Raw genomic sequence first — 12,698 nt, 5'->3', positions numbered from 1 at the left:
AACCCGGCGCCGCCTATGGGGCGACGGGGTGATCCTATTCAGCTACGGTGCTCCACGAATGTTCAGACCGTTATCCATCTTCATCGGCACGCGCTACACCCGGGCCAAGCGACGCAACCACTTCATCTCGTTCATTTCGATGACGTCGATGATCGGGCTGGCGCTGGGCGTGCTGGCGATGATTGTCGTGTTGTCCGTAATGAACGGCTTTCAGAAGGAAATGAGCTCGCGCATCCTGGGCATGGTGCCGCACGCGGTCATCTCCGGGGTCAAGCCGCTGGACGACTGGCAGCCGGCGGCCAGGGCGGCGGTCAAGGATCCACAGGTCACCGCCGCGGTGCCGTTCACTGAAATGGACGGCATGCTGTCGTACAAGGGCGCCATGCAGCCGATCCAGATCAACGGTGTCGATCCGGCGCTGGAATCGCAAGTCTCGATCGTGACGCAGCACATCGTCCAGGGCCGTCTGCAGGACCTCAAAGCGGGTGAGTTCGGTGTGGTGATCGGCGAAATCACGGCGCGACGTTTCCGCTTGAGCGTTGGCGACAAGATCACCCTGATCGTCCCCGAGATCAGCAGCGCGCCGGGCGGTATCACGCCTCGGCTGCAGCGGCTGACCGTGGTGGGCGTCTTCAAGGTCGGCGCCGAGCTTGACGGTTCCATGGCGCTGGTCAACGTCGCCGACGCTGCCGTGATTCAACGCTGGCAACCCAATCAGGTGCAAGGCGTGCGTCTGGCGCTCACCGATCTGTACGCCGCGCCGCAGGTTTCGACGGCAATCGCCGGCGGGCTGGGCGCGGACTACAAGGCCGATGACTGGACCCACACGCAGGGCAGTCTGTTCAGCGCGATGAAGATGGAAAAGACCATGATCGGCCTGTTGCTGCTGATGATCGTTGCGGTTGCGGCGTTCAATATCATCGCGACGCTGATCATGGTGGTGAACGACAAGGGCGCCGACATCGCGATTCTGCGCACCATCGGCGCCACGCCCCGGCAGATCATGACCATCTTCATGGTCCAGGGCACGGTCATTGGCATCGTCGGCACGATCATCGGCGGCGTGCTTGGGGTGATTGCCGCGATCAATGTCAGCCAGCTGGTCGGCTGGGTGGAGCGCATCACCGGGCAGCATATCTTCACGTCCGACGTCTATTTCATCAGCAACCTGCCGTCGCAGCTGGAAGGCAGTGACGTGGTGATGATCTGTGCGGCAGGGTTGATCCTGAGCTTTCTGGCGACGATCTACCCAGCGTATCGCGCCTCGCAGATTCAGCCGGCCCATGCGCTGCGGTATGAGTAAGACGCTGGGGTCTCGCAGACTTCAGCTAACGCTCGCGCGTGACCTGTAGGAGCGTGGCTTGTCCCGCGATCTGACGCGCAGCGTCAGTGAATGCTGTCGATGCGCTTCTCCTGACACTGCTGTGGCGTATGGGTTTGCTGCCGGTTCCCGGCAGATCGCGGGACAAGCCACGCTCCTACAGGGGACGGCGGTTTCAGATGGGCAATTCAATCAAAAACCGCGTCACGCCTTCCCGCGATTCACAACGGATCGTCCCGCCATGAGACTTGATGATCGACTGGGTAATCGCCAGCCCCAACCCCGCATGTTCACTGCTGCCCTCATGACGTGCCGGGTCAGCGCGATAAAACCGGTCAAAGAGCCGCGGGAGCGCCTCCGCCGGAATGGTTGGGCCTGTGTTTTCTATACCAATCCGCACGCGCTGGACAGATGATTCCAGTTTCACCGCCACCCGGCCCTGTGCGGGCGTAAAGCGCAGCGCGTTGTCCAGCAGGTTCGACAGGGCGCGGCGCAGCATGTGCCGGTCGCCTGCCAGTGTCGCTTCGCCCTCACGGCTCAGACTCACATCGGCCTCTTCGGCGAGCGGCAGAAAGAATTCCAGCAGCGCGTCGGTTTCATCCGCCAGTTGCAGCCGTTCGCGGTCGGGATTGAGCAACCCGTGCTCGGCCTTGGCCAGGTAGAGCATGTCGTTGACCATCTGCGCCATCCATTGCATCTCCTCCAGATTGCCCAGCAGTGCCTCGCGGTATTCCTCACGGTCGCGCGGACGGGTCAGGGTGACCTGGGTGTGCGTCAGCAGATTCGACAATGGCGTGCGCAGTTCATGGGCGATGTCGGCTGAAAACGCCGACAGCCGCTGGAAGGCATCGTCCAGGCGCCCGAGCATCGCGTTGAAAGCCTGACTCAACTCCGCAAGCTCCGCAGGCATTTCCTGATGAGGCAGGCGCGTGGTCAGCGAACTGGCGGAAACGCTGGCGGCAATTTCGCTCATGTTGCGCAAGGGGCGCAGGCCGCTGCGGGCCGCCCAGGCACCGAGCAGCGCAGTGGCCAGCGCAGACAGGCTGACGGTCAGCCAGATCAGGCGCTGCATGCGTTCGAGGAAGTGCTGGTGATGGGTGATGTCCAGTAGCAACGTCAGCGTTGGCGATTCAGGCCGATGGGGTTGCAGGGCAACGGTGTAAGCGCGGTAAGACGTCTGGTTATCGTTCAGGGTGTGCAGGCCGGTGTGGGGCGCCGTGTCCGGCAGCGCGCTGTTCAGGCTGTCGAACCACAGCGAGCCGTCGGGACCGCGGACCTGCAGCGCAAGGTCGGGCGAGTGACTCAGCTCGGCCTGCAGCGCCGGTTCGCGTGCGGTCAGCTGTTCGACGCTGGAGACGTCTGCCAACGCCCCGCGCAAAGTCGGCAGTTTGCTGTCCAGCAGTTGCTGATCGAGCTCCAGAAAGTGGGTTTCACTGGCCTGATTGAACAGGATGCCTGCGGTAAGCGAGACCACCGAGGTGCAGGCGGCGAACAGCAGCGCCAGCCGACTGCCCAGTGAAATACGCCTGAGCCTCACAGGCCGCGCTCTTCGAGCACATAGCCCATGCCGCGCACAGTGTGGATCAGCTTGTCGGGGTAATCGTCATCGACCTTAAGACGCAGACGGCGGATCGCCACTTCAATGACATTGGTGTCGCTGTCGAAATTCATGTCCCAGACCTGCGAAGCGATCAGCGACTTGGGCAGCACTTCGCCCTGACGGCGCAGCATCAACTCGAGCAGGGCGAACTCCTTGGCGGTCAGGTCGATGCGCTGGCCATTGCGCTCGACGCGGCGCCGGAGCAGGTCCAGTCGCAGGTCGGCAAGCTGCAGATGAGTTTCCTGATGGCTGCTGCTGCCGCGCCGCAGCAGGCTGCGCACTCGGGCCAGCAACTCGGAGAACGCGAATGGCTTGACCAGGTAATCGTCCGCACCCAGTTCCAGGCCGCGAACCCGGTCGGCCACGGCGTCGCGAGCGGTCAGAAACAGCACCGGAGTGTCCAGGCCCGCGCCGCGCACGGCTTGCAGGATCTGCCAGCCGTCGCGGCCGGGTAGCATGACGTCGAGAATCAGCAGCGCGTATTCGCCGGTCAGCGCCAGGTGCTGACCGGTCGTCCCGTCTGCGACCAGTTCAGTGTTGAAACCGGCTTCGTTCAGGCCCTGACGCAGGTATTGGCCGGTTTTCGCTTGATCTTCGATGATCAGTAATTTCATGGGTGGCTCGTGTTCATGAGGACGCCTGGCAGGCACGCTTTATAGCGTGAGCGGACAGGGCAGGGGCCAAGCTTACAAAGTTGTAATCCTGCGGTCAGCTCATTGCCAGCGGCCAAGGTCTAAGGTATGCCTATCGATTGTCGTTGACTGGAGATCCACATGTTCGCTCGTTTTGTCGCTGCTGCCCTGTTGCTGGGCGCGAGCCTGTCGTCGCAGGCCTCGCCGGGTGAGCACTTCGCTTTCGGTCATCCGGCCAAAGCGGAGCAGGCTACGCGCACGGTCGAGCTGACCTTGGGCGATATGTATTTCGAACCCAAGACGCTGACCGTCAAAGAAGGCGAAACGGTTCGCTTCGTCCTCGTCAACAAGGGCCAGCTGTTGCACGAGTTCAATCTGGGAGACGCCGCGATGCACGCGGCGCATCAACAAGAAATGCTGAAAATGGTCGCCAGCGGCATGCTGACCTCCACAGGCATGAACCACGATGCGATGAAACACGATGACATGCCGGGCATGGACCACGGCGGCGCAGGCATGAAGCACGATGATCCCAACAGCGTGCTGGTCGAACCGGGCAAGACCGCCGAGCTGACCTGGACGTTCAGCAAAGCCACCGATCTTGAATTCGCCTGCAACATCCCCGGGCATTATCAGGCGGGCATGGTCGGAAAAATCGCCATCGCCGAGTAATCGCTGAAAGCGCGGGACAAAACCTATAAACTCCTGGCCTTGGTCATTACATCCGTTTTCAGGTTCAGGTCCCGTCATGCATCCCGCAGCCGAACACTCGCCGCTGGGCAAGTCCAGTGAATACATCGCCACCTACACGCCGTCTCTGCTGTTTCCCATTCCGCGCACCGCCAAGTGGGCGGAACTGGGGCTGACTGCCGAGACGTTGCCGTATCAGGGCGTCGATTTATGGAATTGCTACGAGCTGTCCTGGTTGTTGCCGTCGGGCAAGCCGGTGGTGGCGATCGGGGAATTCAGCATTCCCGCCGATTCGCCGAATATCATCGAATCGAAGTCCTTTAAGCTGTACCTCAACTCGCTGAACCAGACGCCGTTCGCTTCCCAGGCCGATCTGGTCGCGACACTGGAACAGGACCTGTCGACAGCTGCCGGCAAACCGGTGGGCGTGCGCATTCGTTCGCTCAAAGACATCGAGTCAGCGGGCATTGAAGCGGTACCCGGCGTCTGCGTCGATGACCTGGACGTGTCCATCAGCAGTTATGACCGGCCTCAGCCGGAGCTGTTGCGCTGCGACGAATCACAGGTGATCGAAGAGGCGCTGCACAGTCATCTGCTCAAGTCCAACTGCCCGGTGACCAGTCAGCCGGACTGGGGCAGTGTAGCGGTGCACTATCGGGGCGCGGCGCTGGATCACGCGAGTTTTCTGGCCTACATCGTAAGTTTCCGCCAGCATTCGGATTTCCACGAGCAGTGCGTGGAGCGAATCTTCATGGACCTGCAGCGTTTGCTGAAGCCTGAAAAGCTGACGGTGTATGCGCGGTATGTGCGTCGCGGCGGACTGGACATCAACCCCTATCGCAGCACCGAGACACTCACGCTGGAAAATGGGCGCCTGGCGCGGCAGTGATCTGTAGCCTGGGTGAAACCTGGCACAAGACAATGCCCGCCATTACGACGGGCTTTTTCGGCTATGCAGCAGGGTGTTCAGATACCGATGCTGCCCAGCGTGTTCATGATGTTGCGCAGGGTTCCGGCGATGGTGGGGTGCTCGACCTCGAATCGCTCTACGGCCAGATTCACGCCATCGGCCAGATTATTGTTGGGCGTTGCTGACTCAAGCTCGATCTGAGCCTGGATCTGGGCCATCAGCTCCTTCAAATGCACGTGTTCTTCAGCAGTCAGCGGCGGGTTCTGCTCCAGTTGCTCGCGCAGGGTGTCGAGTTGTGCTTGCAGTTCGCGGGCGGGCATAGGGTGCTCCCTTCATTGATAGTCTCAGCATGGACCGCAGCGTGTGGGCAAAGGTCCTTTACATCGTAAGACTAATCCACTCTTGGCGAGCTTGCATGACACCTTCGTGCTAGGGCTTTTCTGACTTCTGACGGCGAAGGGTGATGTCTGCGAGGCAGGAATCCAGTTCGCCCAGGTGGTCGATGACCGAGTGCGCACCGCTGGCGTACAACTCAAGGGTGGCCCTGGCGCGACGGCGTTCGCGATCCAGGTCGCTGAGGTTTTCCCACTGCGCGGGCGACAGGCCACACAACGGGCCGCACGAGGCCAGACCGACCGTCCACAGGCCTGCGTTGAGGCCGGCCATGAGCAGGCGCGGGTCGCCGCTGACCAGTACACAGCCATCGAGCTGACCCACGTTGAGTGTCATCAGCGCCTGCCAGCAAGCGTCCGGCGCGGGCCAGTGATGGTTCGGTGCAGGCGTCGGCTGAATCAGGCCGTGCAGCGGCTCGGCCAGTTGTTCTGCGATAGCGGCGGGGTATTCATCGATCCAGGCACAGGGAATGCCCTGCTGCCTGAGCTGTTTCAGCGCATGCAGCGCACCGGGAGTGGGTGTGGCGAAGGGCTGCGCATTGTGGGAATGAAAGGATTTGCCATCGACGCTGCGCAACGTCCGCGTCTGCGCCCCGAAGTCGACCAGACAGCCACTCAGGCCGAACAGCACGGCGGTAAAAGACGGGGCAGGCGCAGCGACGGGGGCAAGCATGGAATTCCCTCTCAAATGAGCATGACGCTAAGGGATTTGCATGACAACGCGATGACCGGAAGATGACTTGATGAGTAAATGTTTAAGCCTGACAGAACTCACCCTGCATTGGGCGGGGTAAATAATCGCAGAACGCTTTATACTCCCAGCCTTTGGTTTGGGGCGTAGCGCCCGCTTCATTACTTTGACTGGGAGTCTCAGCTATGCCCGTGACCGGTGCAGGCTTTATCAATCGTCTGGTACGAACGTGTTTCTGGGCCGGCCTGGCAGTCGTGCCGATGGCCGCTCAGGCAGCTGAAGAAGATCCATGGGAAGGCGTCAACCGCGCAATCTTCCGTTTTAACGACACCCTCGATACCTACGCGTTGAAACCGATTGCCCAGGGTTACGAGTTCATCACGCCGCAGTTCCTCGAAGACGGCATCCACAACATGTTCAAGAACATCGGTGAGGTCACCAACTTCGCCAACGATGTGCTTCAGGCCAAGCCTGAAGCGGCCGGCGTCGACACTGCCCGCCTGATCGTCAACACCACCTTCGGCCTGCTGGGCTTCTTCGATGTCGGCACCAAGATGGGCCTGCAACGCAACGATGAAGACTTCGGCCAGACGCTGGGCCACTGGGGCGTTGAAAGCGGTCCGTTCGTGATGCTGCCGTTTTTCGGCCCGAGCACCGTGCGTGACGCCGTGGCGAAATACCCTGACACCTATACGCTGCCTTACCGCTACATCGATCACGTGCCGACCCGTAACACGGCGCTCGGTGTAAGCGTGGTCGATACGCGCGCAAGCCTGTTGTCGGCTGAAAAACTGATCAACGGCGACAAGTATATTTTCATCCGCAACGCCTACCTGCAGAACCGCGAGTTCAAGGTCAAGGATGGCAAGGTCGTCGACGATTTTTAATCGTTTCCGGCCGTTGCGAGATGCAAAAAAGGCGACCTTCGGGTCGCCTTTTTCTTTTTTCGGATTTTTTCGAAACTGTGAAGTAGTTCCGCAGTGCCATCACTTCATCGCAAGGATGGTGAGGCCCAGCTTCTGCTCGCCGCCGTCGACATCGGCAATCCAGACGACTTCCGTATCGGCCTCAAGACCTTTGAGCGCCGCGTGTTCGGAGTCGATACGCACGCTGATCTTGTCCCCGACCTTGAACGTGCGCGGCGCCTGTATCTGCATGCCGGAGCTCGATAAATCCACGCACACGGCCGGGATGATCTGGCCGGCATAGATCAGGCTGATGTCGGCGTCGACCCGCATGCGGATGTAGTCTCGTTTCTCGGCGTAGTCGCGATCGATCTGGCCCATGGCTCATCCTTCGTTTTCGTTGCTGATTTAAGGGTTCTTATAACTCTCGGCGATTTGCGGTGTAAAGACGTTGGCCGACCGCTGGAGCGAGCTTGAAACGCCCGTCGGATGGGAGTACCGTCTGCGCCTTGAAGGGCACCTCTGTACACGTGAAGCGTTTGACCAAAAGTCCGCCACCTTGAACCAGAGAGGCTAGAAGCGAATCCAGTAAGCGGTCCGACAGCATCCGACCGGTTACGCCAACCTAATCTGGCGCCGTTTGCCCACATGCAAAAAACCAGTGCCACGCTGCTGATTATCGATGACGACGAAGTAGTGCGCGCGAGTCTCGCGGCCTATTTGGAAGACAGTGGGTTCAGCGTCCTGCAAGCCGGAAACGGCCAGCAGGGTCTACAGACATTCGAGCAGGAAAAGCCCGATCTGGTGATCTGCGACCTGCGCATGCCGCAAGTTGGCGGCCTCGAGCTGATTCGCCAGGTCACCAGCCTAGCGCCGGAAACACCGGTCATCGTGGTGTCCGGTGCGGGGGTCATGAGCGATGCCGTCGAGGCATTGCGTCTGGGCGCGGCCGATTACCTGATCAAACCGCTGGAAGACCTTGCCGTGCTGGAGCACTCGGTGCGACGCGCGCTGGACCGTGCCCAGCTGCTGCAGGAGAACAAGCAGTACCGGCAGAAGCTGGAGACCGCCAATCGCGAGCTCGAGGCCAGCCTGCACCTGCTTCAGGAAGATCAGGATGCCGGTCGCCAGGTGCAGATGAACATGCTGCCGACCAGTCCCTGGGCGATTGACGCGTTCGAATTCGAACATGAAATCATCCCGTCGCTGTATCTTTCCGGCGATTTCGTCGATTATTTCCGCGTCGACGAGCGCCGCGTGGCCTTTTACCTGGCGGATGTCTCCGGTCATGGCGCGTCATCGGCATTCATTACCGTGCTGCTGAAGTTCATGACCACGCGCTTGCTCTTCGAATCCAAGCGCGGCGGCAGCTTGCCGGAATTCAAGCCTTCGGACGTCCTCGGCCACATCAATCGCGGTCTGATCAGCTGCAAGCTGGGCAAGCATGTGACGATGGTGGGCGGGGTGATCGACGAAGAATCCGGGCAATTGACCTACAGTGTCGGTGGCCACTTGCCGCTTCCGGTGCTGTATACGCCTGCCGAGACCCGTTATCTCGAGGGCCGCGGTTTGCCGGTGGGGCTGTTCAATGAAGCGACTTACTCGGACCACGTGCTGGATCTGCCCGAGTCCTTCAGTCTGACCCTGCTGTCTGATGGCATTCTGGATCTTTTGCCAGGTGATACACTGAAAGAGAAAGAGGCCAACTTGCCCGAACTGGTCAAGTCGGCGGGCGGCAGCCTGGATGGCCTGCGTCGTAAGTTTGGATTGGCCACACTCGGGGAGATGCCGGATGATATCGCCTTGTTAGTGTTGAGCAGGAACCTTTAATGAGTACCGGTAGAATCCAGTTTGCCGAGCAAGATGGCACGTTCGTCCTGAAATTCGTGGGTGAAGTGCGTCTGACTCTATGCTCGGCGTTGGATGCGACGATTGAGCGGATCTTCACCTCGATGAATTTTTCGACCGTGGTGATCGATCTGACCGAAACCCGCAGCATTGACAGCACGACACTCGGCCTGCTGGCCAAGCTGTCGATTTTGTCACGTCAGAAAGCAGGGCTCTTGCCGACCGTCGTGACCACCCACGAAGACATCACGCGCCTGTTGCAGTCGATGGGCTTCGATCAGGTGTTCAACATCGTCGGCCGACCGATTCCGCGGCCCGAGGCACTGAGCGATCTTCCGTCGCAGGATCAGTGCGAAGATGTGGTCAAGGCCAAGGTGCTGGAAGCGCACAAGATCCTCATGGGCCTGAACGACTCCAATCGCGAGGCGTTTCGCGACCTGGTCAACGCACTCGAGCATCAGTAAGCTCGGCATTCGCCCGTTGTCTGAAACGCGGGCATGAAAAAGGGCGGCACCTGTGAAGGTGCCGCCCTTTTTGTGTCTGCGCGTTACTGCTTGGCGGACAGCAGCGCTTCGAGTTTTTCCTGATCGCGGGCGAACTGGCGGATACCTTCGGCCAGTTTCTCGGTGGCCATCGCATCTTCGTTGGACGCCCAGCGGAACTGGCTTTCGTTCAGCGTCACGCGAGGCTCGCCGCCGTTGCCCGGCTTGAGTTTCTGTTCCAGCGTGCCGGTGTCTTCGGAAAGTTTCTGCAGCAGGTCAGGGCTGATGGTCAGGCGATCGCAACCGGCCAGTTCTTCGATCTGGCTCAGGTTGCGGAAGCTGGCGCCCATCACGACGGTCTTGTAGTCATTGGCCTTGTAGTAGTTGTAGATGCGGGTCACGGATTTCACGCCCGGATCTTCTGCACCAACGTAATCCTTGCCTTCGGCTTTCTTGTACCAGTCGTAGATGCGGCCCACGAACGGCGAAATCAGGAACACGCCAGCGTCGGCACACGCCTGGGCCTGAGCGAAGGAGAACAGCAGGGTCAGGTTGCACTGGATGCCTTTCTTCTCCAGTTGCTCGGCCGCCTTGATACCTTCCCAGGTCGAGGCCAGCTTGATCAGGATGCGGTCGCGACCGATACCGAACTCTTCATACAGGCCGACGATACGCTCGGCGCGCGCGATACAGGCCTGGGTGTCGAACGAGATGCGGGCGTCCACTTCGGTGGAAACACGGCCCGGCACGACTTTGAGGATTTCGCGGCCGATGGCGACGGCGAAACGGTCGCTCGCCAGATTGATGTCGCCCTTGGCGCCGGTGAAGGCTTCTTTCAGGCGGTCAGCGTTGCTGTCGCTCGAACCCGCCTTGAGCAGCAGGGAAGGGTTGGTCGTCGCATCGACCGGCTTGAGCTTTTCTATGGCGGCAAAATCGCCAGTGTCGGCAACGACGGTCGTGAATTGCTTGAGTTGTTCCAGCTTGGAAGTCATGAGCGTGCTCTGTCCTGTGGGTTTGATGACATTACCCGAGCGTCGCCGGTCACTCAAGGGCGTAAACCGCAACAAACCCGCTGATTCAGCGGCCTGCGTTTGCGCAAACAGCCTGCCAGCGTTTTCGCCGGGCGATTGATTGAACAGCCCTGTTCGCGGGCTGCCAAGTGGCAGGGTTGTCGGTGGCCGAAGAGGGCGGACGCTCGATCCAGACTGGTTGGAGCATGGGCGCGGCAGGTTGTTCCCGCCACCTTCGTCTATTGTGCTGAGGACCGATTCGGGACAAGGGGCACCCACCATGAAGAAACTGATCAACGATCCGCTGAGCGTGGTTGACGAGATGCTTGAAGGCGTCGTTATGGCGGATCAGCGCCGGGTTCTGCTGGAGGGCGAAAACATCGTCGTGCGCAGCGATTATCAGGACCTGATGATGGCCGGAAAGGTGAGCATCGTCTCCGGGGGCGGGGCCGGCCACGAGCCAGCGCATGCCGGCTACGTCGGCAAGGGCATGCTCACTGCGGCGGTGGCGGGGCCGGTGTTTACATCGCCGAGCGTGGATGCGGTGCTCAGCGCGATCATGACCGTGGCCGGTCCGGCGGGCGTGCTGTTAGTGGTGAAGAATTACACCGGCGACCGGCTGAATTTCGGACTGGCAGCGGAAATCGCCTCCGCCGCCGGCGTCAGGGTCGAGATGCTGGTGGTGGGCGACGACGTGGCACTGGATGACGACGCAGGACGCGTCGGGCGACGAGGGATTGCCGGCACGGTGTTCATTCACAAGGTCGCCGGGGCGGCTGCCGAAGCCGGTCTGTCCCTCGCGCAGGTCAAGGCTGAAGCGCAGGACGCTGCCGCCGGTCTGTTCAGCATGGGCCTGGCGCTCAGCCCGTGCACTGTCCCTGCAGCGGGTCAACCGGGCTTCGCAATCGCAGACGACGAAGTCGAATATGGCCTGGGGATTCACGGCGAAAGCGGCGTGCGGCGCGGCCGGATTCAGCGAGCGGGCGACATGGTCGAGGTTCTGTTGCAGCGGATCGTCGAGCGCGGAGCGCTGGCACGGGGGGACCGCGTGGTCCTGATGGTCAACAACCTGGGTGGCAGCGCCGTGCAGGAACTCGACATTGTTGCGCGGCATGTCCTGTCAGGCTGCGCGTCTCGCGGGATCAGCGTCGAGGCGGCGATGGTGGGCACGTTTCTGACGGCGCTGGAGATGGCCGGCTGCTCCCTTTCGCTGATGCGGGTCGATGACCGGACATTGAAGCGCCTGCAGGCGCCCAGCGACGCCAGTGCATGGCACGGGATGACCGTACCTGCCGCGGCTGTCAGGCGGATTCCTCGCGTCAAGGCCGCCGAGCAGGACACGCTTCAGGGCAGCGGGTGGCCGCAGCGCAACGAGCATGTATTGCGCGCTGTCCTTCAGACTGTCAGCCAGGCGCTGCAGGACAACGAGTCCGTGTTGACCGAGCTAGATTCACAGGTGGGTGACGGCGATATCGGCATCAGCCTCGCCCGTGGCGCCAGGGCAATCGACGACGCCCTGGACTCGCTTGCCCTCGACCGCCCCGGCGTTGCGCTTCAGCAGCTGTCGGCGATTCTGCGACGCGTGTTGGGAGGCACGTCCGGTCCACTGTATGCCGTGTTCGCCCTGCGCGCGGGCGTCACCCTGGCCGCGCATCCTCATCCGGATACGATAGCGGCGTGGGCGCAGGCATTGCAGGCCGGTTGCGAGGCGATGATCAGACTCGGCGGAGCCAACGCTGGCGATCGGACGATGCTCGACGCACTGATTCCGGCAGCAACAGTGCTCGCGAGCCAGCCACAGGACGCAACGCCTCTGGTCGCTGCGACTCAGGTGGCGAGCGCCGCGCAAGCGGGTGCCGAACAGACGCGCCATCTGTTGCCGGCGAAGGGGCGGTCGTCTTATCTCGGCGAGCGGGTACTGGGCCACGTGGATCCGGGCGCTTTCGCAGTTGCGCTGTGGATGCAGGCGATCGCCAACGCGCTGGTGGCTGACTGATAAACGTCATTTTCGCGCCGCAGCCATAGCGAAAGGCTTACGCGCGCAGGCGAAAACTCGCCCTATGAAACATCGGACGACGGCGGTAAATTGGATCCATCAACTGAAGCGAAGGACCCGCTTCAGAGATCAAGGATGATCAGCCATCGCGCGGAGCGCTACCGAACGGATCTCGGGATGGCCATGAACTGAAAAAACAACCCGCTTCGGCGGGTTTTTTT

Annotated in this window: 13 protein-coding genes; 7 read left to right on the top strand and 6 right to left on the bottom strand. The window is 61.1% G+C overall.

Features of this window, described 5'->3' with window-relative positions; translation table 11 throughout:
* Positions 1-58: 58 nt before the first annotated feature.
* Positions 59-1,303: a lipoprotein-releasing ABC transporter permease subunit gene (locus tag QRN36_RS19035; RefSeq protein ID WP_285425481.1), complete on the top strand. Its 1,245-nt coding sequence runs from the start codon at positions 59-61 to the stop codon at positions 1,301-1,303.
* 193 nt (positions 1,304-1,496) lie between these two features.
* Here the strand turns inward: QRN36_RS19035 and QRN36_RS19030 are convergent, their stop codons facing one another.
* Both QRN36_RS19030 and QRN36_RS19025 read right to left on the bottom strand, forming a co-directional pair.
* Complete coding sequence (locus tag QRN36_RS19030) at positions 1,497-2,858, bottom strand: heavy metal sensor histidine kinase (RefSeq protein WP_285425480.1); 1,362 nt, start codon at positions 2,856-2,858, stop codon at positions 1,497-1,499.
* The gene (locus QRN36_RS19025) at positions 2,855-3,535 is read right to left on the bottom strand and encodes a heavy metal response regulator transcription factor (protein ID WP_093459306.1); all 681 of its coding nucleotides are present in this window, start codon (positions 3,533-3,535) and stop codon (positions 2,855-2,857) included. The genes QRN36_RS19030 and QRN36_RS19025 overlap by 4 nt, the downstream gene beginning before the upstream one ends.
* A 159-nt stretch (positions 3,536-3,694) precedes the next feature.
* Here QRN36_RS19025 and QRN36_RS19020 point away from each other — a divergent pair, with 159 nt between their 5' ends.
* Together QRN36_RS19020 and queF are read left to right on the top strand one after the other, a co-directional pair.
* On the top strand, positions 3,695-4,225 hold the full coding sequence (locus QRN36_RS19020) for a plastocyanin/azurin family copper-binding protein (RefSeq protein ID WP_093459305.1): 531 nt from the start codon (positions 3,695-3,697) through the stop codon (positions 4,223-4,225).
* Between the two features lie 76 nt (positions 4,226-4,301).
* Positions 4,302-5,132, top strand: coding sequence for an NADPH-dependent 7-cyano-7-deazaguanine reductase QueF (gene queF / locus QRN36_RS19015; RefSeq protein ID WP_285425479.1), 831 nt, complete (start codon positions 4,302-4,304; stop codon positions 5,130-5,132).
* A gap of 77 nt (positions 5,133-5,209) precedes the next feature.
* On the opposite strand, the gene QRN36_RS19010 is transcribed toward queF, so the two are convergent.
* Entirely contained in the window at positions 5,210-5,473 is a 264-nt protein-coding gene (locus tag QRN36_RS19010) for a DUF4404 family protein (RefSeq protein ID WP_285425478.1), read from the bottom strand.
* Between the two features lie 109 nt (positions 5,474-5,582).
* Positions 5,583-6,218, bottom strand: a complete 636-nt coding sequence (locus QRN36_RS19005; protein ID WP_285425477.1) for an HAD family phosphatase — start codon at positions 6,216-6,218, stop codon at positions 5,583-5,585.
* A 203-nt stretch (positions 6,219-6,421) separates the two neighbouring features.
* Here QRN36_RS19005 and QRN36_RS19000 point away from each other — a divergent pair, with 203 nt between their 5' ends.
* Positions 6,422-7,123: a VacJ family lipoprotein gene (locus tag QRN36_RS19000; RefSeq protein ID WP_285425476.1), complete on the top strand. Its 702-nt coding sequence runs from the start codon at positions 6,422-6,424 to the stop codon at positions 7,121-7,123.
* A gap of 99 nt (positions 7,124-7,222) precedes the next feature.
* On the opposite strand, the gene QRN36_RS18995 is transcribed toward QRN36_RS19000, so the two are convergent.
* Positions 7,223-7,522, bottom strand: a complete 300-nt coding sequence (locus QRN36_RS18995) for a PilZ domain-containing protein (protein WP_093459300.1) — start codon at positions 7,520-7,522, stop codon at positions 7,223-7,225.
* Between the two features lie 267 nt (positions 7,523-7,789).
* On the opposite strand from QRN36_RS18995, the gene rssB reads away from it, so the two are divergent.
* Positions 7,790-8,971: a two-component system response regulator RssB gene (rssB, locus tag QRN36_RS18990; RefSeq protein ID WP_285425475.1), complete on the top strand. Its 1,182-nt coding sequence runs from the start codon at positions 7,790-7,792 to the stop codon at positions 8,969-8,971.
* Positions 8,971-9,453, top strand: coding sequence for an anti-sigma factor antagonist RssC (gene rssC / locus QRN36_RS18985; RefSeq protein ID WP_037009276.1), 483 nt, complete (start codon positions 8,971-8,973; stop codon positions 9,451-9,453). The genes rssB and rssC overlap by 1 nt, the downstream gene beginning before the upstream one ends.
* Positions 9,454-9,536: 83 nt before the next feature.
* On the opposite strand, the gene tal is transcribed toward rssC, so the two are convergent.
* Positions 9,537-10,463 (bottom strand): transaldolase, encoded by a 927-nt coding sequence (gene tal / locus QRN36_RS18980; RefSeq protein WP_285425473.1) that lies wholly within the window; start codon positions 10,461-10,463, stop codon positions 9,537-9,539.
* Positions 10,464-10,761: 298 nt separating this feature from the next.
* On the opposite strand from tal, the gene dhaL reads away from it, so the two are divergent.
* Positions 10,762-12,477: a dihydroxyacetone kinase subunit DhaL gene (gene dhaL / locus QRN36_RS18975; protein ID WP_285425472.1), complete on the top strand. Its 1,716-nt coding sequence runs from the start codon at positions 10,762-10,764 to the stop codon at positions 12,475-12,477.
* Positions 12,478-12,698 lie beyond the last annotated feature (221 nt).

The organism is Pseudomonas sp. efr-133-TYG-103a (genome assembly GCF_030209235.1).
Lineage (GTDB): Bacteria > Pseudomonadota > Gammaproteobacteria > Pseudomonadales > Pseudomonadaceae > Aquipseudomonas.
Note: the sequence above shows the minus strand (reverse complement) of the source record. Positions and strands in the feature narration are given on the sequence as shown.